Raw genomic sequence first — 19,884 nt, forward strand, 5'->3', positions numbered from 1 at the left:
ATCCGCGCCACCATCCCGGAGAAGAAGGACCAGGCAAGGAGACGCCGTTCCTCGCCGTCATCGATACGCACCTCACGGCGACCCTCGACGCGCTACGTCGGGCGACGGCCTTCTTCCCAAGCCCCCTACCGGACCCTGAGGCCTACCTTAACGATCTTGCAAGGCGGATCATGGCGACCTTCCTCGATCCGCGCACAGCCTCTCTGCGCCTGCTCCTGCAGGCCGAAGGGCCCCGCCAACCCCAGCTGCTGCAGCTCTGGCGCCGACGCGTCGCGACTCCCGTCTGGTCAGAGCTAATCGGCTAGCTGGCCAGGATCGCTCACGGCGGCGCGCTGCGCATCGATGACCCTGCCCGCGCGGCAGGCCAGTTCATTGCCCTTGTCAACGGAACCGTCTGGGAGATGACCGAGCTCGGCATGTTCGCCGTCCACAATCCACCTGCGCTCGACAGCCCGGAACTCGACGCTGCGCTACGGTCCGCCGTGAGACTCTTCGTCCGCGGCTACAAGTAGGGGGACGGGCCGACGCCCGGTGAACGGGTCATGGCATCCTGACCGGACTGACGTAGTTCGATCGTGCTCTGGTTAGCTGAGGAGACCTGCCACGATCATGCTCGCCGTGATCCATCATCGACGCTGCGGCCTCTTCATGTTGCGGCCAACAAGATCACCGAGACTCTCGCCGGGCCACCCGCCGATCATGATCCACAGGTCTTGGCAATTTCTCGCCGCCCGGCCTTCGTCACTCGTCGGCCTCGAGCCAGCTCGACGAGATCATCGACATCGCTCTCGTGTCGAAGCGGCTCGGGTACTCCTCACCGTCGATCACGGGTGCCCTGTACGCCCACCCGCCGCGCTCCGCGGGCCAGCGTACGGCCGAGACGGTGTCCACGACGATCCCTCGCGCGGCGCGGGGACTCAGGTGGGTCCATGGCTACCGTGGGTAGCGAGATGGTGGAGAAGGATGGCATTGTGCCTGGCCAGAAGGCTGGCCCGAAGATCAAGGCCAGCAAGATCATTGCGGAGGATGCGAGATTCGAACTCGCGAGGGGTTGCCCCCAACACGCTTTCCAAGCGTGCGCCCTAGGCCACTAGGCGAATCCTCCGTGGATGAGACTATCTGATCGTTGCGGGGCCAGGCACCGGGCCTGCCGCCGCGCCGCCCGGCAGACCTCGGGATTCATGATCGTCCAGCACGGGCTAGACTGCACAGCAGACCCCTCGTGCGGCGTTACCCTCGTGAACCCCCCCAGGGCCGGAAGGCAGCAAGGGTAAGCGGGCTCTGGCGGGTGTGCGGGGGGTCCTCTCGTTTCGCCGATCGTCTCGTCGAGCACGCGGAGCAGGCCAGTGAGCACAGCGTTGTACAACCGGTACCGTCCCGCGACGTTCGCCCAGGTCGTCGGCCAGGAGCACGTGACCGACGCGCTGCGCAAGGCCCTGCGCACCGGCCGCCTGCACCACGCCTATCTCTTCAGCGGCCCCCGGGGTTGCGGCAAGACCTCCTCCGCCCGGATCCTCGCCGCCTCGCTGAACTGCATCCAGGGCCCGACCCCTGAACCCTGCGGGGTGTGCGACGAGTGCGTGGGCATCCGGACGGGCGCCTCAATGGACGTCACGGAGATCGACGCCGCGTCGCACGGTCTCGTCGACGACGCCCGCGATCTGCGCGAGCGGGCGTTCTTCGCCCCCGCGTCGGCCCGGTTCAAGGTCTTCGTGGTGGACGAGGCGCACATGGTGACCGCGGCGGCGTTCAACGCGCTGCTGAAGGTCGTCGAGGAGCCCCCGCCGTACCTCAAGTTCGTCTTCGCCACCACCGAACCGGACAAGGTCATCCCGACCATCCGGTCCCGGACGCACCACTATGCCTTCCGGCTGGTTCCGCCGAGCGTGCTGCGCGAACATCTGGCGTCGGTCTGCGCCCGGGAGGGGGTCGCCGTCGATCCGGCCGTGTTGCCGCTGATCGTGCGGGCGGGCGCCGGATCGGTCCGCGACTCGCTGTCCGTTCTCGACCAACTGCTGGCCGGCGCGGACGACGACGGCCTGCGCTACGACCGGGCGGTGGCGCTGCTCGGCATGACCGACGGCGTCCTGCTGGACGAGACCGTCGACGCGCTGGCCGACCGCGACGGCGCGGCCCTGTTCACCGTGGTCGACAAGGTCGTCTCCGCCGGTCACGACCCGCGCCGGTTCGCGACCGATCTCCTCGACCGGTTCCGCGACCTGATCGTGATGGCGGCCGTTCCGGACGCGGACGCCCGCGGCCTGCTGGAATCCTTCTCCCCCGACCAGATCGACCGGATGCGGGCGCAGACCACCCGGATGGGCCCCGCCGAGCTGTCCCGGACGGCGGACGTCCTGCACAACGGCCTGGTCGAGATGCGGGGGACGGCGAGCCCACGGCTGATGCTGGAACTGATCCTGGCCCGTGCGTTGCTGCCCACGGCGTCGACCGACCCGGCCGCGCTGCTCACCCGGTTGGAGCGGCTGGAACGGCGGGCCGTGCTCGGCGGGGAAGAACCGGAGCCGGGCCCCCCGTCCCCGCTGCCGGCCGGCCGGGCTCCCGCGCCGGTCCACCCGCCCGCCGCGGACCCGGAGCCCATGCCGCTGGCAGTCCGGGCACCCGCTCGGAGCGGACCGGTGTCTCGACCGGCGACGGGCCCCCAGCCTGGTTCGCCGGGTCCCGCGTTCACGTCGGGTGATCGTCCCTCGGGCCCGGCAGGTGTTCCGGGCATGGCAGGCACTCCGGGGACCGGGCGGATCGACGCCGCCGGCCTGCGGATGCTGTGGGACGAGGTTCTCGTGCTCGCCGGCCGCCGCAGCCGGAAGACGCATGCGATCCTGAAGGATCACGCGACCGTTGCCGACGTTCGAGGCGACGAGGTCGTGCTGGCCTTCGCCACCCCGACGATGGGCCGGATGTTCGGGCAGGGGAACAACGCCGAGCTGTTCTGTGCCGTGCTGGCGGAGAGACTCGGCGGGACCTGGCGGGTCACCGTCGCTCCCGCGGGCGGATCTGGTCGCGGCGGCGGGCGGCCCGAAGCGGGTCCCGGTCCGGGCGGCGGTGGCTACTCCGGCCATCCCGCCGCCCCCCCTCCCGCCGTCGGCCCCGGGGAGCAGGAGCATCGGCCGGGCGCCGGATGGCCGGCCGGCCCGCCCGGTCCCTCCGAGGCCTCGGGGTTCGCCGGGTCGGGCGGAGCCCCCAGGCCCACCGGCCAGGTGGGAGCATCCCGTTTACCAGCACCAGCACCAGCACCAGCACGGCCCGCCGGACCGGCGGGGTTGTCCCCCGACACCGGGAACGGCTACGGCGGCTCCACCGACGGAACCGAAGGCGGCACGACAGGCCGCGGCCCCGGCGGCAACAGCGACTCCCCCGGCACCGGGCACGGTCTCGCCGGCCCGGGCTCTGGTCCCGATGGCGGCCCCGGCCCCGATGGCGGCCCCGGCCCCGGGGGCGACGGGCCCTGGTCCGCCGCGGGCCGGGACGGCTCGTCGCCCGGATCGGCGAACGGAGTCGCCGCCGCTGCCAGTGCACCCCCCGCCGGGGACGAGCCGGGTCCGCAGCGTGAGGACGAGCCGTCCCTCGACGACGAGGACGTCCCGTCCGGTCCCGGCGGGGCTCGCGGGGGCGAGGAGGCCGCCGTGTCCCTGCTGCGGAGCGGGCTGGGTGCCATGATCATCGAACAGATCTCGTCCGGCTGAAGGAGACGTAGGCTCATCGACATGTCTAACCCGCAGGACCGCGCCGGGAGTGGGGCCTCCGCCGGGGGCGGGGCGCTGGGGCAACTCTTCGAACAGGCGCAGAAGATGCAGGCCGCGATCCTCGCCACCCAGGAAGACCTCGCCACCGCCCGGGTGGACGGGACGGCCGGCGGCGGCTTGGTCCGCGCCACCGTCAACGGCGGCGGGGAACTGGTCGATCTGACGATCAGCCCCGAGGCGGTCGACCCGGAGGACACCGAGACGCTCGCGGATCTGATCCTCGCGGCGGTCCGTAACGCGACCACAAACGCCCACAAACTCGCCGCCGACCGGCTGGGCGCGATCACCGGTGGCCTCGGCGCGGGCGGCCCGGCAGGTCCGGGCGGCGCCGGTGGCCTCGGCGGACTCGGCAGCCTGCTGTCCGGTGGCGGCCTCGGAGGCCCCCTTCCGGGTGGTCCGGGCCTTCCCGGGCTCGACTGACAACCGGCGGCACCGGTGTACGAGGGCATCGTCCAGGATCTGATCGACGAGCTCGGGCGGCTGCCCGGCATCGGTCCCAAAAGTGCCCAGCGGATCGCGTTTCATCTGCTGGCCGCCGACCCCGTGGACGTCCGCAGGCTGGCCACCGCCCTGACCGAGGTCAAGGAGAAGGTCCAGTTCTGTCGGAGCTGCTTCAACGTGGCGCAGTCGGAACTGTGTCGGATCTGCGCCGATCCCCGCCGCGATCCGAGCTCGATCTGTGTGGTCGAGGAACCCAAGGACGTCGTGGCGATCGAACGCACCCGCGAGTTCCGGGGGCGGTACCACGTGCTCGGGGGCGCAATCAATCCCATCGGCGGTGTCGGTCCCGACGACCTGCACATCCGGGAACTCGTCGCCCGCCTGGCGGACGGCACGGTGACCGAACTGATCCTCGCCACCGATCCGAATACCGAGGGTGAGGTCACCGCGTCCTACCTGGCCCGGCAGATCGCTCCGATGGGCCTAAAGGTCACCCGCCTCGCCAGCGGCCTGCCCATGGGCGGTGACCTCGAATGGGCGGACGAAGTGACCCTGGGACGCGCCTTCGAGGGACGCCGCGTCGTCAGCGCCTGACACCCCGGCCTGCTGTCACCGGTCCCGCCCCGAAGCCACCCCGGCTCCACCGGCCCGCCACTGGTCTGCCGCCGGTCCCGCGTCGGGTTCGCCGGGGCCGCTGCGGCCGCTAGAACCCCAGGATGGGGGCGTAGGCCGAGCTGGGAATCGAGGCCAGGGTCAGCAGGACCACGCTGACGTCAAGATGGTCGGCCTCGGCGCTGAACACGGCGTGTAATCCTCTGGTGCGGTAGATCCGTACCTCGGGATCCCGGACGACCTGTACTCCGAAGACGTTCGTCGCCCGTATCCACCAGACCCGCCCGGCCGCCCGGACCCTGACCTGACGGGCGTCCCGGCGCAGCCCGGTCGTGAGCCGGGCGAGTCGGGTGGCCGGCAGGCGGGGCTGATCCAGATAGCCGATGATGTCACGGTCGGAGCCGTGCACCACCAGCCGGACCGGCCGAGCCGCCGAACCCGGCTCGACGAGGTCGGCCTCCGCCGAGATCTCCCGGTCCCGCGGATACATCTCGGCCGCCCAGATCCCCTCGCCGTGCAGGACCCGTTTACCCTGCGGGCCGGCCCCGGGACGGCCGCGGGGCACCATGCCGCCGATGATCCGCCCGGCCCCTTCCAGCCGCCACGCGACGGAGACGACCACCCCCGACGGCACCGGCGTGGCCAGGTCGCAGACGGCTGGTAGGTGGCATATGCGTAGATCACGGACGCGCCTATCCATCCACACCGCTCAGGTCTCCGGCGCCGCGACGCCCCGGACCCACGCCGCCGCGGTACCCCGGACCGCCCGGCGAACCGCCGTCCTCACCGGAGGACATCCCGGTAGCTTCTCGCACCCACGCCACCCAAACCTCAAAATTGATCACTCTAAGTTATCTCCCTTACGCTACAGCAACCCTTCATCCATGGATTGCCGCCGAGTCGTTCCGCTACGCGGCCAGATGCTACGAGACGCACCGATCTACCCATGATGCGCATTCGCCCGAGCATCTGCGCGGGCATCCGATGAATTCGTCGGCTCGCGCGTCGGCGTGGGAATCGGCCGGAGCATCGACGAACGCATCGAGACGGGCGGCAGCAAGAGCATTCAGAGAAGGTGGGACGGCGTCCGCGCGCACCTTCGCGCGAGCATCGGACGCCCGGATCCGATCCCGGGAGCGGTGGTACCCGCGCCCCCCAAACACGGAGACCACCAGGCGACCGCTGATGGTGATCGCCGGAAGGCTCCACCATCACCCCGCGGTACGCATCCTCCAACCGGGACGTCAGGGTAGGAGGTACCCGGCGAACGCTCTGCCGTCCGTCTGCCACCAGGAGGTCCTGAAACATGATCATCAGCTCACACGTCGGGGCGGGCGCTTTCGTGGGCATGGCGATCCGGCATCCGATGTCCGCCCTCGCCGCCGGCTTCGTCTCGCACCTGGTCATGGACGCGTTGCCCCACTGGGGAACGGGTCCGAACACCGAGCCGGAATGGCTGCCGATCGCACGCAAGGACGGCGTGGCAGGGCTCGCGGCCATGGCCTTGTTGACGGCGTCCGCCCCCGCCGGGCGCCGACTCGCCGTCCTCGCCGGCATGACCGGTGCCTGCCTACCGGACACCGACAAGGTGGGCCGGTACTTCGTCGGGGTGAGTCCCTGGCCGAGCCGGTTCGACCGTTTCCACGAAGCGATCCAGAACGAGGCCCGGCACCGCCTGCCGCGCGAGATTGCGACGGCCGCCGTACTGACCACCGCGGGCACCCTGCTCCTGCGCCGACTCGCGACCCGCGGCGACTGAACGCGGAAGCTCAGCGCGCCTCTCCCGGCGAGGTCGCCGAACTCCCGGTCCCTCCCGGATCCCGGTCCCTCCCGGATCTACGAACCAGATCCGGAAGGTCCGGCACCGGCAGGACAGGCAAAACGGTCAGGGCAGCAGCACGGCCGCGCCGGTGACCCGGTCGGCGGCGAGGTCGGCGAGGGCCCGGTCGGCCGCGGACAGCGGGTAGGGCGACACGGTCACCGCAAGCCGGTGCTCGGCGGCGATCGCCAGGAACTCCTCACCGTCGGTGCGAGTGTTGGCGGTCGTGCTGCGGACGGACCGTTCCTGAAACAGATGGTCGGAGTAGACGAGCGGCGGGATGTCGCTGAGGTGGATGCCCGCGATGGACAGCGTGCCGCCGCGGTCGAGCGCGGCGAGCGCCACCGGCACCAGGTCACCCACCGGGGCGAAGAGCACGGCCGCGTCCAGCGGCTCGGGCGGTGCGGCATATGCCTCGCCCGCCGAGGCGGCGCCGAGTTCCAGAGCGAGCTCGCGGGCCCGCGCCGAGCGCGTCATCACGTGGACGGTGGCGCCCTGGGCGATCGCCACCTGGGCGGCGAGATGAGCGGACGCGCCGAACCCATAGATGCCGAGCCGCCCGCCGGGCGGCAGCTCCGCCCGGCGCAGCGCCCGGTAGCCGACGATGCCGGCGCACAGCAGCGGGGCAAGCTCCGCGTCGCTGTAGCCGTCGGGCAGCCGGTAGGCATAGTCGGCGCGCACGCAGGCGTACTCGGCGTAGCCGCCGTCGACATCCCATCCGGTGTAGGTCGAGGCCGGGCAGAGGTTCTCCGCTCCGCGCCGACAGTACCCGCAGGTCCCGTCGGTCGAGGCCAGCCAGGCGATACCCAGCCGGTCCCCGGTCCGCACGCCGCTCATCCCCTCGCCGACCGCGTCGACCCGTCCGACGACCTCATGTCCGGGCACGGTGCGCGGTCGGTGCGGCGGGAGATCACCCTCTGCGAGGTGAAGATCGGTACGGCAGACTCCGCAGGCGTCGACGTGGACCCGAACCTGGCCCGGCCCTGGCCGGGGCACGGGCAGCTCGGCCGGGCGCAGCGGGCGGGTGCTCATCGGCCCGGGAGCGACTACTTGCCAGGCACGCATTGCCAGGCACGCACCCGCTCGGGTAGCTCAGATGTTGACGCCATGATCGCGCGCCAGACCACCGAGGTCGTTGTGGCCCTGGCCGACGGCGCGGAACTTCCAGTCGGCGCCGTTGCGGTAGACCTCGCCAAAGATGACGACGGTTTCGGTGGAGTAGTCCTCGGACAAATCGTAGCGGACCAGCTCGTTTCCACCCTGGTCGACCACGCGGATGTAGGCGTTGCGCACCTGGCCGAAGTTCTGGTTCCGGTTCACCGCGTCGTAGATGGAAACCGGAACGATAATCCGGTCAATGTCGGCTGGAACCAACGCAAGGTTGACGATAACGGACTCGTCGTCCCCCTCGCCCTGCCCGGTCAGGTTGTCACCGGTGAGCGTGATCGCCCCCTCGGGGGACGCGAGGTTGTTGAAGAAGATGAAGTAGCCGTCGTTGAGGACCTTGCCGTCCGCCCGGACGCCGATGGCAGAGGCGTCCAGGTCGAAATCGGTCCCGGTGGTCGTGCGGGCGTCCCATCCGAGCCCGACGTTCAACGCGGTGAGCTGAGGGGTGCCGGCCTCGGCGGCCTGCTTCGTGAGGCTGACGTTGCCGCCCTTGGCAAGGCTGACTGCCATTGAGGATCGTCCTTCCTGAGCTGGTCCTCGGCGTCGGGGACCATCGCGTGGACCGCGTGCGTCGCAGTCGGTCGTCCGGGTGAGCCAGTCGTGCGGGTGAGCCGTGGTGCGGATGTCATCACCCTGGCACACCGGAAGGAATACGCCCAGCACCCCGTCGCCGGGGCGACATCGTCCCGGCGACGGAAAAGGGACACCGGACCAGATCCCGGCACGAACCGCCAGGCAAGGCCACCGGGCGACCGCGCTCGGTTAGCGGCCGCGCTCGGTAACCTGGCTGCCATGGCGCTCTTGGTCGCGAAGTTCGGTGGGTCCTCCGTTGCCGACGCGGACCGCATCAAACGAGTCGCTGAGCGAATCGTGGAGAACCGGCGGGCCGGCAACGACGTCGTCGTGGTGGTCAGCGCGATGGGTGACACCACCGACGAACTTCTCGATCTGGCCGAACAGGTCTCGCCGCTTCCGCCCGCCCGGGAGCTCGACATGCTGCTCACCGCCGGTGAGCGGATCTCGATGGCGCTGCTGGCCATGGCGATCACCACCCTCGGCGCCGAGGCCCGCTCGTTCACCGGCTCCCAGGCCGGAGTCATCACTGATTCGGTGCACGGCAAGGCGCGCATCATCGACGTTACCCCCGGGCGGATCCGCACCGCCCTGGACTCCGGCGCGATCGCGATCGTCGCGGGCTTCCAGGGTGTGAGCCAGGACACGAAGGACATCACCACGCTCGGTCGAGGCGGCTCGGACACGACCGCGGTGGCGCTCGCTGCCGCGCTGGGAGCGGACGCCTGCGAGATCTACACCGATGTGGACGGCGTGTTCACCGCAGACCCGCGCATCGTCCCCGACGCCCGCCGCATCGACACGATCTCCTATGAGGAGATGCTGGAGATGGCGGCCTGCGGCGCGAAGGTCCTCATGCTGAGGTGCGTCGAGTACGCCCGCCGTTACAGCGTCCCCGTGCATGTCCGATCGTCCTTCTCGGCGAAGCCGGGCACGTGGATCACCGAGATTCCGGAGGAACAGCTCGTGGAACAGGCCATCATCCGTGGGGTCGCGCACGACCTCAGCGAGGCGAAGGTGACGGTCGTCGGATGCCCGGACAAGCCCGGGGTGGCGGCGGCGGTGTTCCGGGCCGTGGCGGAGACCGACGTCAACCTGGACATGATCGTTCAGGTCGGCTCGGTCGCCGGGTCGGGGCGGACGGACATCTCGTTCACCCTGCCCAAGGCGGATGGACGTACCGCGCTCACCGCGCTCACGAAGGTCCAGAGCGAGATTGGCTTCGAGCGCACCCTCTACGACGACCACATCGGCAAGCTGTCGCTGATCGGCGCGGGGATGAAGTCACACCCGGGAGTGTCCGCCCGGTTCTTCGGCTCCCTCGCCGACGCAGGGGTCAACATCGAGATCATCTCCACCTCTGAGATTCGCATCTCAGTGGTGGTGCGCGACACCGACCTCCCGCTCGCCGTGCGGGCCGTGCACGGCGCCTTCGACCTGGGTGACCCGGACGGCGGGGCGATCGTGTACGCGGGAACCGGGCGATGACGTTGGCGACGTCGCAGGTCCTCGAGACGGCGGCACAGCGCGGCAGCTGGACACGCCGCGGCGGCACAGTGGCGAATCAGGAGGATGGATCGTGACGAGTAACGAGGCGGGCCGGCGACCGACGCTCGCAGTGGTGGGAGCGACCGGCGCGGTCGGCACGGTGATGCTGTCGCTGCTCGACGAACGCCCCGGCATCTGGGGAGAGATCCGGCCGATCGCCTCGGCCCGATCGGCGGGGCGGACGGTACGGGTGCGCGGCGCGGGCGTCGTCGTCCAGGCCTTGGCACCGGAGGTCTTCGACGGCGTGGACGTGGCCGTGTTCGATGTTCCCGACGAGGTCTCCGCCCGGTGGGCACCGGTGGCGGCGGCCCACGGCGCGGTCGCGGTCGACAACTCCGGCGCGTTCCGGCTGGACGCCGACGTGCCGCTGGTCGTGCCGGAGGTGAACGCCGACCAGATTCCCGCGCGGCCGCGGGGCATCATCGCGAACCCGAACTGCACCACCCTGTCGATGATCGTCGCGGTCGGCGCCCTGCACCGGGCGTTCGGGCTGGAGTCGATGTTCGCGGCCTCCTACCAGGCCGCGAGCGGTGCCGGGCAGGCCGGCATCGACGCCCTCTACGACCAGCTCACCGTCGTCGGTGGCACCCGCGAGCTGGGGCGGACCGCCGGTGACGTGCGTAAGGCCATCGGTGAGGACGGCCTCGGCCCGTTCCCGGCGCCGCTGGCGCTCAACGTCGTGCCCTGGGCCGGTTCGCTGAAGGACGGTGGCTGGTCCTCGGAGGAGTTCAAGGTCCGCAACGAGTCCCGCAAGATCCTGGGTATCCCGGATCTGCGGGTGTCGGCTACCTGTGTCCGGGTGCCGGTCATCACCACGCACGCGGTCGCGGTGCACGCCCGCTTCACTCGGCCGGTGACGGCGGACGAGGCGCGCACGGTGCTGCTGAACGCTCCTGGCGTCGCCGTCGTCGACGATCCGTCAGCCGGCGAGTTCCCGACCCCAGCCGACGTCGTCGGAACGGACCCGACCTGGGTCGGCCGAATCCGGCAGTCGCCGGACGACCCGCACGAGGTCGCGCTGTTCCTCTGCGGGGACAACCTGCGCAAAGGCGCCGCGTTGAACACCCTGCAGATCGCCGAACTTCTCGTGGCCGACGAAGCGATCGGCGGCTGACAAGCCGGCCCACACCAAACCGACATCACGTCTGATGCGAGACCTACGCGGCTCCACCGGTGAGGAGTCGAGCTGTACCTTTAATCAGGCGTTAAGTTTTTGGCCGAGAACCACGCCATGCGGGAACCGATGAACGCCCCGCGCTTTCCGGCTCGAGAAAATGATCGAGACAGCCAGGAAAAACATACCTTCTACCGAACTGTCGGATACCGAACTGGCCGAGAAGCGGCCAGCCCGCCCCAGGAGGACCCTTGGGCGGGCTGGCCGTTGAAGTCTCTCGTGGCTCAGACGACGCGGACGGCGTCGGCCTGCGGACCCTTCTGACCCTGGGTCACCTGGAACTCGACCCGCTGGCCCTCCTCAAGTGCCTTGTAACCGTCCATCTGAATCGCGCTGTAGTGAACGAAGACGTCGGAACCGCCGCCGTCCACGGAGATGAAGCCGAAGCCCTTCTCCGAGTTGAACCACTTCACCGTGCCCTGAGCCACGTGCCGTTCTCCCTGCTGGTGCAGTCAGGACCCGCACCGCGCGGGCCCCGGGCCGAACGTCAGGAAGCTGCAAGAGACCCTGACGTTGTTCCGCCGCGCCTCGGTTGAGACGCGAACCGCCGAACTCCGGCCAGGAACGACGCTACACGGACGGAGGCCTTCGCGGGAGTCCTCCGGGCAAGGAAGTCCGCTTCATGCCCCGGTCACAGAACAACGCAGCAGGTCCGGCCGCAGGCAGCTCCACCCGTCCCGTCCGGCAATCCGTCGAGCTGACAGGGATTTCCTGAACGTGCCGGCCCGTGGCGGATGGTCGTGCGCCCGATGGCCCGGATGTGGCGCACGGATGGGTGACGCGGAGGAGGTAATCGGTCAGACCACGGCAGAGCCCACCCGGCACGGCCCCGGGTCAGCGGATCCAGCGGCGGTGCCGGGCCGCCGAGATCGCGGGCCACGCATCGAAGAAGTCTCGTTCCGCCATGCGTGCCCGGCACTCCTCCAGGCCCAGCAGGACACCCAGAGTAAACGCGGTGGGGGCGCCCTGGGCCTGCGCTGCCGTCCCCCAGTCCCCCAGCAGCCTGCGCGCGACGGTGGCGTCCTGATGGGTTCCGAGCAGCTCCTGCGCGATCTGGGCCTGCTCGACCAGCCGCGCCGCGTCATTCCCGTACAGCGGCGCGACGGCCTCCGCCGCGTACCGCAACCGCTTGGCCTGCTTGCGGGCGGAATGCAGCAGTTCGTCCCGTTCCTGGCCGACTTTCAGAGCGGTCGCGGCGCGGACCTTCTTCGCCAGCTTCCGGTCGGCGCCGAGCAGCAGGTCGGGAAGGGCCTTGCCGGCCGGACGGGCCGCCGCGGGGGTGAGCGGGCCCCGCAGCAGGGTGAGCAGGTTGGAAACGAGGGCGAAGTACCGGTCACTGCGCAACATGGCCAACACCTCCGCCCGGCCGTTGGCCGTGCCGGCGCCGAGGTGCGCGGTGACCGTCTTGTGCACGGGCCCCACGACCAGCTCGGTGGGCAGCTCCGCCAGGCGGGTCTCGAAATAAGCGGCCTGGACCTCGGCGTCGCGGGCGCCGGAGAGCGCGCCGGCGAGGTCCCGCAGCTCGCCGTCCAGGAAGAGCGATCTCTCGGGCGGGAACAGCGGCGCGAACGTCCGCAGGGTGCTGCGGGCCCGACGGCAGGCGACGCGCATCTTGTGGACCGCCTCGGGCTCGTCGAGCCGCACCCGCGGATCGGCCGCGAGCAGGGCACGCGCCTGTTCGATCAGGTAGGCCCGTACCACCTCGCCCGCCGGCGTCCTGCGTCGTGGCTTGCGCGGCGGCGAAGGGACGTCCGGCCCGGGGCCGGCGGCCAGCGCCTCACCCAGGACCCGCGCGAGCTTCGAGGAGTCCACCGCCGGGGTGGCGCCCGCGGCCGTGAGCAGACCGGCGACCTCGTCGAGCACCTCGGGCCCGCCGTCGACGAGTTCGACCTCGATCTCCCGCCAGCTGCTCAGTACCGTCTTCTCCCCCAGAGTCTGCGCGGAGACCTGGTCATCGACGACCTCGGCCAGGTCGACTCCGACCGTGCCCCGCAGCCGGCGCGCTGTCCGCAGCGTCCGCAGCCTGGCGACCAGCCGCAGCTCGGCGCCGCGCAGATGGACCGACACCAGATCGACAAACTCCGCGGGAGGGCTGTACCGCGGGCCCAGGGTCACCCCGCCCACACCCTCGTCGAGCGGGAGCTGAAGCTCGTCCCGCTCCCCCACCCGGACGGGCAGCTTGAGGTGCCATCCGGCGTCCGCTCCACCGGTCCGACGCCGCAGTGTGATCTTGTTACGGGCCAGCCGGAGATCGTCGCTGTCGTAGTAGACGGCCTCCAGACTGACGGTCTTGCGGGTGCGCGCGGTGGCGACGCCCGCGACCTCCCCTAACTTCGGGAGCACAAAGGTCGGTTCGACCGAGAACTTGCGCTCGATCTCGCGGATTCCGTTGACCATCGGTCCTCCCCGACCAGCCATACCGCGGCAGGCACTCGACGGCTACGCCTTCCGGCGCCCCGTGGCCTTCCGGCGCCCCGAACCCGCCAACGTTGACGTCCTCGAACGATCCACCGCCCCGCGGTGCACCGTTGAGATATGCATCGTACGCCCAGCAGACGATCTATATTTCCCCACCCGTAACCTTAGCGCGACGCTGGGATCCAGGAGATCTTTCCGACCAACGCCACGTATCCGACGAACGCGACGGTGTCGATGAGTGCGTGGGCGATGACGAGCGGCAGCACCCGGCCGGTCCGCTGGAACAGCCGGCCGAACAGCAGGCCCATCGCGAGGTTGCCGGCGAACCCACCGAGCCCCTGGTAGAGGTGATAGGAACCGCGGAGCAGGGCGCTGGCCGCCAGCGCCCGGTTGGCCGTGACACCAAGTTCACGCAGCCGTACCAGCAGATACCCGGTGACGATGATCTCCTCGGCGAGGCCGTTCTGCGCCGCGCTGAGGACCAGGACCGGCACGCGCCACCACACGTCCGGCAAGCCCGACGGCGCGACGGTGAGGTTCGCCCCGCTGTGCCACGCCAGGAGGTAGAGGCCCAAGCCGAGCCCGCCGACCCCGGCCGCGATCGCCGCTCCCCGGCCGGCGTCGCGACCGGTGTGCCGGCCGTCCAGGCCGATCGCCCGCGGTCCGCCTCCGTGCCTCGTCAGCAGGTATACGGCGAGCAGCGCCGGCACCAGCCCGGTGACCAGGTCAGCGAGTTGGAGCGCGAGGTCCAGCCAGGGCCGTCCCGGCGCCGCCGAGGTGTTCAGCCGGGCCACCTGGGAGCGGACGGGGCCCGGCCGGGTCAGCACCCCGACGTAGCGGATGACCGCGAACAGCGCCGAGGTGGCGAAGGAGACCCCGAGCACGAGCCAGATCTCGACGACGAGCTGCCGGCGGGTGAGCGGCTCGCCCGCGATGACCGGCGCCTGAGCGGGGGCAGAGGTCACGCGACGACCGTAGCCCACCGCCACGGCGGGCCGGTCCGATCACTCCGCCGGCCCGATCACTCCGCCGGCCCGATCACTCCGCCGGTTCTGGTCGGGAGAACAGCCGGAACAGCATCATCAGGGACGGCACGAGCACCACCAGACCGCCGACGATGGCGAACAGCATGGCCCGGATGTTCGCCGTCGGCGCCGCGGCCGTGTCGACCGTGGCCTGCCCGACCACCAGGTCCGGGTACTGGGCCACCGCCCAGCCCCAGAGCATCGCGCCGACGGCGAGACCGGCCGCGATGCGGGCGGCACCGAACTGCTCGCGCCAGAGTGCGACGAGGGCGCCGATCCCGCCGAGGGTGGACAGGGCGACCAGGGGAAGCGAGCGGTCCCTGAACCGGCCGGCGACCTCCGGGGCGTCCGCCCACAGGAGGGGCAGCAGGATCGCGGCGAGTGCACCGCAGAGCACGGCGCCGCCGATGGCCCGCCGGCGGAAGTCGGCTACCAGGTGCGCGGTGGCCGGGGAGGATGCGGCGTCCCGGCAGAGGTAGACGGCGGCGAGGAAGGCCGTCGCGGCAACCGCGAAGGCCCCGCAGACGAGCCCGAACGGGCTGCGCACCGGCGCGAACGGGTCGTCGGTCGACAGATCACCGCTGGCCAGGGCCGCACCGGCCACCCCGAGCGCGAACGGGGCGATCGTCGAGGACACCGCGAAGACGTGCCCCCACCAGTGGTCGGGACCGGCCCCACCCGCCCCGTAGGACCGGTACACGTACGCGGCACCACGCAGCACGATGCCGACGAGGGCCACGGACAGCGGCACCTCCAGGGAGGAGCCGATCACCCCGTAGGCCTCGGGAAACCCGCTGAACATCGCCACCACGATGAAGATCAGCCAGACATGGTTGGCCTCCCACACCGGGCCGAGTGATGCCGAGATCAGTTTCCGCTGGTCGCCGGCGTGCCGTCCGCGTGCCAGCAGGTCCCACACCCCGCCACCGAAGTCCGCGCCACCGAGCAGCGCGTAGGCGGTGAGCCCTGCCACCATGATGATCAGAAGAAGGTCAGCGCTGGTCATCAGTCTTCTCCCCGCCCGCCGAAACCGGTGGTGCCGTCGGATCCCGTTCCCGTTGTCTCACCCGGGTGCGCCGAACCTCGGGATCCCTCGGGACCGCCGCCGGTGCGCCGCCTGCCGGACACCGGCGGTTCGACCGGCAGTTCAACCGCCGGTTCAACCGGCGCAGGTTCGGGCCGCGGCTTCGGGATGGACGGCGAATCGGAATCGGTTGTCCGCCCGGACCTGGCCGGGCTCGCCTCCCCCGCGCCGTGAACGGCCGTGCGGTGGACGCCCGCGGCGGGCCGCCCGGACCGGATCTCCGCGACGGCCGGGCCGCCGGTGGCCATCCGGCGCAGGATGAGGATCAGCGCACCCGCGAGCCCCAGGTACAGGACCAGGGAGCCGGCAAACATCGGCGCGACCCCGTCGGCGCCCGTCACCGCGTCGTGAACCCGCATATGACCGCCCACGATTCACGGTTGACGACCACCCTCGGTGACCTCCCAGCCAGCCATCATCGACAGCGCGGACGCCGGTCCCGTAGCCGCCGCGGCGAACAGCCACGGCCGCCCGGTGGGCAGCAGCGTCTTCTCGCCGCGACGGCGCCGGCGGACGACGGCGGCACCGGTCAGGGCGGACAGTCCGATCAGCGCAGAACCGAACCCGACCATCGTCGCGAACGACCCGTGCACCAGCAGGCCGTTCGGGCGCTCGTCCGGCGGGGCGGCGTCCAGACCGGTGATCACGTGATCGGTGCTGAATCCCTCCATCAGCGAGAGCAGACCGGGGATCTCCAGCCCGTAGCGGACCTCGCCGCTCTTGTCGTCGTAGAACCCGCCGAGGGTCAGCGGCGCGTGCGACCTGGTGTGGTAGAGCCCTTCCATCGCGGCCAGCTTGAACGGCTGGTTGGCCCCGACGACCCGGGCCGCCCAGTCCCCCACGATCAGCTGAAGCGGCGCGCAGACCAACACCACCGCCAGGCCGATCCGCAGCCCGCGCTGGTGGTAGGCGTCGCGGCGACCGCGCAGCATGCCGACCGCGTAAATACTGGCGACGGCCCCGCCGGTGCACATCAGCGCGGCCAGCAGCATGTGGACCAACTGGGGCGGAGTCCCCGGACTCAGAAAGGGCGCGAACGGCTCGGCGGCGACGACCTTGCCGTTCACCTCGGTGATCCCCCGTGGCACGTTCATCCAGGCGTTCACCGTGATGATGAACAACGTCGACAGGGTGCCGGAGATAGCGATCGGCCACAGCGTGAGCCAGTGCGCGCGCGGCGACAGGCGCTTCCAGCCGTACAGGTACATCCCGACAAAGATCGCCTCGGTGAAGAACGCAAAGCCCTCCAGGGAGAACGACAGCCCGAGCGCACTGCCGTACTTCGACATAAACGCGGGCCAGAGCAGGCCGAACTCGAACGACAGCACCGTTCCCGAGACGGCCCCGACCGCGAACAGCACGGCGAATGCCCGCGACCACTTCTTCGTGAGCGCCAGCCAGGTCTCGTCACCGGTCCGCACCCAACGCCCCTCGGTGTAGATCAGCAGCCACGGCATGCCGACCCCGAACACGGCGAAACAGATGTGAAACGCGAGGGAGAACGCTGTCTGGGCGCGGGCAAGGTCGACGGCATCAGCGGCGAGAACCATGCGCACAGCTCCTTCGGTGGACCGCGAGGGGAAAAATCGGCCGAGAGCCAACCGATCCTCTACGAGGCATAGAGGTTTCTACGGTATGTAGCCAATTCTCCTGGCGACGAGCAAAGCGCAGTGAGCTCGATGACATGGTCAAGACCGACGGCACCACCGACGGCGCTGTCGAGACGTGCGCCACGGTCGACGGCACGGGGCGGGACCGGAAGACGCCTCCATTGCAGCCGTCAGCCTGTTCGATTGATGGCCCGTTCGGCGGATGGCTCGTTCGGGGGATAGCCCGTTCGATGGATGGTTCGTTCGGCGGATAGCCCGTTCGGCGGATATATAGTTTTATAAGTTATAAAGATGTTTCCTTTTAAAGAAATTCGGGCCGCATAAACGGCGGCGGATCAGTCAGCCGGCGGGTTCGCACTGGTCCGGAGAGCCGGGCGCCGGGTGGGAGCCGGGAGGCAGATCGGGGGCCGGAAGGCCGGTTCCTCCCCGACGGCCGGCACCGTTGCCGCGTGGCTGTGACGCAACAGGCCTCAACGAAGCACCCCGTTCGGTCCCACGAATGTTCTACGCCACGTAGGATTGGCACCATGGCGCGCCTGGGTGACCTCGAACGGTCGGTCATGGACGTGTTGTGGGCGAGCGACGACTGGCTGACGGCCCGTGAGGTCGCCAGTCGTCTCCAGCATGAACGCGATCTCGCGTACACCACCGTGCTGACCGTGCTCGAACGGTTGGAACGGAAGGGATTCGTGCGGCGTCAGCGTTCGGCGCGTGCGCATCGCTACGCGGCCAGCGACAGTCGCGAGGCCGTCGTGGCCGAGGCGATGATGGAGGCGCTCGGCACGGCGGACGATCGTGGTTCCGCCCTGGTCCGCTTCGTGGGGTCGGTGTCCGCGGAGGAGGCCGAGATCCTTCGCCGTGCCCTGGAACCCGCTGGTCCCGGGGAACCCGGCATCTTCGTGCCTGACGGAGAGGTCCCGCGCGCCGAGGATCCGCAGGCCGAGGATCCGTACACGGAGGTCCGGCACGCCGAGGCCCGGCGCGGTCCGGCGATCGGCGACCCGCCCCGCAACGACCCGGAGCAGATCGTTCCGGTAGCCACCGACTCGGATCGAACGGCCCAGATTCCGCCCGACCACCGGTAGCGTTAGCCGGGACATGACGACCGCGGCACTTCTCGCCCTGTTCGCGGGCGTGTTGGCCTGGCCGGTCCCACGCCTGCTGGCCGCCGCGCGCTGGCCCTACCGATGCCCACGGGCGGCGATCGTGCTCTGGCAGGCGGTCGGTCTGGCCGGCGGGGTGTCGGCGCTGCTCGCGGCGATCGCGTTCACCGTCTCACCGCTGTCCAGCGACACCCCGACCGCCATCGCCGACCATCTCGACAACATCGCGGCCAGCGCGCCGCTGACGGGCCTGGGTCTGGTCAACCTCATCGGCCTCGCCGTGGCGGCGGCCTTGGCCTCCCGACTGTTCGGGGTGCTCGGCACCTCCACCGCAGCCACTCTTCGCGAGCGTCACCGACACCGCGACCTGGTCGATCTGGCCGGCCGTCGGCATCGCCGGCACGAGACCTGCGTCCCGCCCGACCATGCGTCCCATCATTCCGGCACAGCCGCGGACTCTGGCACAACCGCAGGCCCCGGCACAGCCGTCGGCGGCGGGGGCGCAACCGGCTGCTGCCTGTGCGAACGCCGGGACCGGTCCGGCATCCTGCTGCGTATCCTCGATCATCCCGTCGCGGTCGCCTACTGCGTGCCGGGGGTGCGGCACGCCCGGGTCGTGGTTTCCCGCGGGCTGCTGAACACCCTCGACGCCACCGAACTGGACGCCGTGCTCGCCCACGAGGCGGCCCACGTCGCCGGTCGTCACGACCTCGTCATCCAGCCGTTCGTCGCATGGGAGCGGACCTTCCCGTTCCTGGGCCCGGCCAGGGAGGCGACCGCGGCCGTCTCGCTCCTCGTCGAGATGCTCGCCGACGACGCGGCGGCCCGGCAGACAAGCCACCGATCGCTCGCGCGGGCCCTGGCCCGGCTGGGCGGGGCAAGGGCACCGGTCCCCGCCGGGGCGCTGGGGATCATCGGTTCTCCGGCCGCCGTGCTGCCCGCGCTCGGCTCCCACGATCCCACGGCGGTCGACGTCCGCGATTCCAGCCCACCCAGCCCAGGCAGCCCAGACGCCGACCGGCCAGATCCCGGCGGGCCCCATCCCGACGGGCCAGACCCCGGCGGGCCCCACCTCGGCGATGCGGCGCCCGGCCGGACACGACCGGTCGGCGGCGGCCCCCGGCGCGGCACGGCCAATCCGGTCATCTCGCGGATCGCCCGGCTCCTCGACCCGCCAGAAGTGCCGTGGTGGATGCCGCCGTGCGCCTACTTCGGGGCGATCATCGTGCTCGCCGCGCCCCCGCTCATTCTCCTGGTCGGCTGACAAGACCCCGGTACGGGGCGTCCGGCCCCCGGCGACAAGACACCGATCAGCAACGTTGCGCCATAGCTCGACAACGGAAGGCGATAATCTCTACTTTTTTTATTGACAAGCTGCGGAATGGTAGCTACTATCAGCGTCATGAGCCGGCGCCCGCTTCTGGTCTGCCGTGCACACATTGACTTTCATCGCGTCGCGAGCGCGCTCTGTCGCCCTCACCATCGATCCCGCTGATCATCAGACTCCGTTCCGCTGGCTGGCATCCGTCACCGTAAGCCCCCGGCGCCC

General features: G+C 70.5%; 20 protein-coding genes, 1 tRNA gene and 1 other RNA gene. 11 read left to right on the forward strand and 11 right to left on the reverse strand.

Going from position 1 to position 19,884, the window contains the following annotated elements; translation table 11 throughout:
* Together AC08OU_RS07220 and AC08OU_RS07225 are read left to right on the forward strand one after the other, a co-directional pair.
* Window positions 1-305: TetR family transcriptional regulator C-terminal domain-containing protein (locus AC08OU_RS07220; RefSeq protein ID WP_476604546.1), on the forward strand; the 305-nt coding region annotated here is incomplete at its 5' end.
* A 9-nt stretch (window positions 306-314) separates the two neighbouring features.
* Window positions 315-512: a TetR/AcrR family transcriptional regulator C-terminal domain-containing protein gene (locus AC08OU_RS07225; RefSeq protein WP_476604548.1), complete on the forward strand. Its 198-nt coding sequence runs from the start codon at window positions 315-317 to the stop codon at window positions 510-512.
* 229 nt (window positions 513-741) lie between these two features.
* Here the strand turns inward: AC08OU_RS07225 and AC08OU_RS07230 are convergent, their stop codons facing one another.
* Both AC08OU_RS07230 and AC08OU_RS07235 read right to left on the reverse strand, forming a co-directional pair.
* Window positions 742-891 carry a hypothetical protein gene (locus AC08OU_RS07230; RefSeq protein ID WP_462203994.1) on the reverse strand — a complete coding sequence of 50 codons (150 nt, stop codon included), beginning with the start codon at window positions 889-891 and terminating at the stop codon, window positions 742-744.
* 129 nt (window positions 892-1,020) lie between these two features.
* Window positions 1,021-1,105: transfer RNA gene (locus AC08OU_RS07235), tRNA-Ser, on the reverse strand.
* Between the two features lie 106 nt (window positions 1,106-1,211).
* On the opposite strand from AC08OU_RS07235, the gene ffs reads away from it, so the two are divergent.
* The 4 genes from ffs to recR all read left to right on the forward strand — a co-directional run bounded on the left by ffs (window position 1,212) and on the right by recR (window position 4,796).
* Window positions 1,212-1,308, forward strand: an RNA gene (gene ffs, locus AC08OU_RS07240) — signal recognition particle sRNA small type.
* Between the two features lie 38 nt (window positions 1,309-1,346).
* Window positions 1,347-3,701: a DNA polymerase III subunit gamma and tau gene (locus AC08OU_RS07245; protein ID WP_476599258.1), complete on the forward strand. Its 2,355-nt coding sequence runs from the start codon at window positions 1,347-1,349 to the stop codon at window positions 3,699-3,701.
* A 21-nt stretch (window positions 3,702-3,722) separates the two neighbouring features.
* Window positions 3,723-4,181, forward strand: coding sequence for a YbaB/EbfC family nucleoid-associated protein (locus AC08OU_RS07250; RefSeq protein WP_476599256.1), 459 nt, complete (start codon window positions 3,723-3,725; stop codon window positions 4,179-4,181).
* Window positions 4,182-4,196: 15 nt separating this feature from the next.
* Window positions 4,197-4,796: a recombination mediator RecR gene (recR, locus tag AC08OU_RS07255; protein ID WP_476592777.1), complete on the forward strand. Its 600-nt coding sequence runs from the start codon at window positions 4,197-4,199 to the stop codon at window positions 4,794-4,796.
* 109 nt (window positions 4,797-4,905) lie between these two features.
* Here recR and AC08OU_RS07260 read toward each other — a convergent pair whose 3' ends face one another.
* Window positions 4,906-5,514 carry a hypothetical protein gene (locus AC08OU_RS07260; RefSeq protein ID WP_462187029.1) on the reverse strand — a complete coding sequence of 203 codons (609 nt, stop codon included), beginning with the start codon at window positions 5,512-5,514 and terminating at the stop codon, window positions 4,906-4,908.
* A gap of 606 nt (window positions 5,515-6,120) precedes the next feature.
* On the opposite strand from AC08OU_RS07260, the gene AC08OU_RS07265 reads away from it, so the two are divergent.
* Window positions 6,121-6,573, forward strand: coding sequence for a hypothetical protein (locus AC08OU_RS07265; protein WP_462187030.1), 453 nt, complete (start codon window positions 6,121-6,123; stop codon window positions 6,571-6,573).
* Window positions 6,574-6,699: 126 nt separating this feature from the next.
* Here the strand turns inward: AC08OU_RS07265 and AC08OU_RS07270 are convergent, their stop codons facing one another.
* Entirely contained in the window at window positions 6,700-7,698 is a 999-nt protein-coding gene (locus AC08OU_RS07270; RefSeq protein ID WP_476599254.1) for a zinc-dependent alcohol dehydrogenase family protein, read from the reverse strand.
* A gap of 27 nt (window positions 7,699-7,725) precedes the next feature.
* Complete coding sequence (locus tag AC08OU_RS07275; protein WP_462187032.1) at window positions 7,726-8,310, reverse strand: TerD family protein; 585 nt, start codon at window positions 8,308-8,310, stop codon at window positions 7,726-7,728.
* 282 nt (window positions 8,311-8,592) lie between these two features.
* Here AC08OU_RS07275 and AC08OU_RS07280 point away from each other — a divergent pair, with 282 nt between their 5' ends.
* Together AC08OU_RS07280 and AC08OU_RS07285 are read left to right on the forward strand one after the other, a co-directional pair.
* On the forward strand, window positions 8,593-9,861 hold the full coding sequence (locus tag AC08OU_RS07280; protein ID WP_476599252.1) for an aspartate kinase: 1,269 nt from the start codon (window positions 8,593-8,595) through the stop codon (window positions 9,859-9,861).
* A gap of 91 nt (window positions 9,862-9,952) precedes the next feature.
* Window positions 9,953-11,035 carry an aspartate-semialdehyde dehydrogenase gene (locus tag AC08OU_RS07285; protein WP_476599250.1) on the forward strand — a complete coding sequence of 361 codons (1,083 nt, stop codon included), beginning with the start codon at window positions 9,953-9,955 and terminating at the stop codon, window positions 11,033-11,035.
* A 284-nt stretch (window positions 11,036-11,319) separates the two neighbouring features.
* Here the strand turns inward: AC08OU_RS07285 and AC08OU_RS07290 are convergent, their stop codons facing one another.
* The 6 genes from AC08OU_RS07290 to AC08OU_RS07315 form a co-directional block, all read right to left on the reverse strand.
* Window positions 11,320-11,523, reverse strand: a complete 204-nt coding sequence (locus AC08OU_RS07290; protein ID WP_009740954.1) for a cold-shock protein — start codon at window positions 11,521-11,523, stop codon at window positions 11,320-11,322.
* 406 nt (window positions 11,524-11,929) lie between these two features.
* Window positions 11,930-13,492, reverse strand: a complete 1,563-nt coding sequence (locus AC08OU_RS07295; protein ID WP_476599248.1) for a CYTH and CHAD domain-containing protein — start codon at window positions 13,490-13,492, stop codon at window positions 11,930-11,932.
* Between the two features lie 185 nt (window positions 13,493-13,677).
* Entirely contained in the window at window positions 13,678-14,478 is an 801-nt protein-coding gene (locus AC08OU_RS07300; protein ID WP_476599246.1) for a CPBP family intramembrane glutamic endopeptidase, read from the reverse strand.
* Between the two features lie 73 nt (window positions 14,479-14,551).
* Complete coding sequence (locus AC08OU_RS07305; RefSeq protein ID WP_476599244.1) at window positions 14,552-15,544, reverse strand: cytochrome d ubiquinol oxidase subunit II; 993 nt, start codon at window positions 15,542-15,544, stop codon at window positions 14,552-14,554.
* Window positions 15,544-15,981 carry a hypothetical protein gene (locus AC08OU_RS07310; RefSeq protein WP_476599242.1) on the reverse strand — a complete coding sequence of 146 codons (438 nt, stop codon included), beginning with the start codon at window positions 15,979-15,981 and terminating at the stop codon, window positions 15,544-15,546. The genes AC08OU_RS07305 and AC08OU_RS07310 overlap by 1 nt, the downstream gene beginning before the upstream one ends.
* Before the next feature lie 15 nt (window positions 15,982-15,996).
* Window positions 15,997-17,172 (reverse strand): cytochrome ubiquinol oxidase subunit I, encoded by a 1,176-nt coding sequence (locus AC08OU_RS07315; RefSeq protein WP_476599240.1) that lies wholly within the window; start codon window positions 17,170-17,172, stop codon window positions 15,997-15,999.
* A gap of 587 nt (window positions 17,173-17,759) precedes the next feature.
* Between AC08OU_RS07315 and AC08OU_RS07320 the strand changes: the two genes are divergently transcribed.
* Together AC08OU_RS07320 and AC08OU_RS07325 are read left to right on the forward strand one after the other, a co-directional pair.
* Window positions 17,760-18,317: a BlaI/MecI/CopY family transcriptional regulator gene (locus AC08OU_RS07320; RefSeq protein ID WP_476599238.1), complete on the forward strand. Its 558-nt coding sequence runs from the start codon at window positions 17,760-17,762 to the stop codon at window positions 18,315-18,317.
* A gap of 13 nt (window positions 18,318-18,330) precedes the next feature.
* Window positions 18,331-19,599 (forward strand): M56 family metallopeptidase, encoded by a 1,269-nt coding sequence (locus tag AC08OU_RS07325; RefSeq protein ID WP_476599236.1) that lies wholly within the window; start codon window positions 18,331-18,333, stop codon window positions 19,597-19,599.
* Window positions 19,600-19,884: the final 285 nt, after the last annotated feature.

The sequence above is a fragment of the Frankia sp. CcMO1 genome (assembly GCF_977945845.1).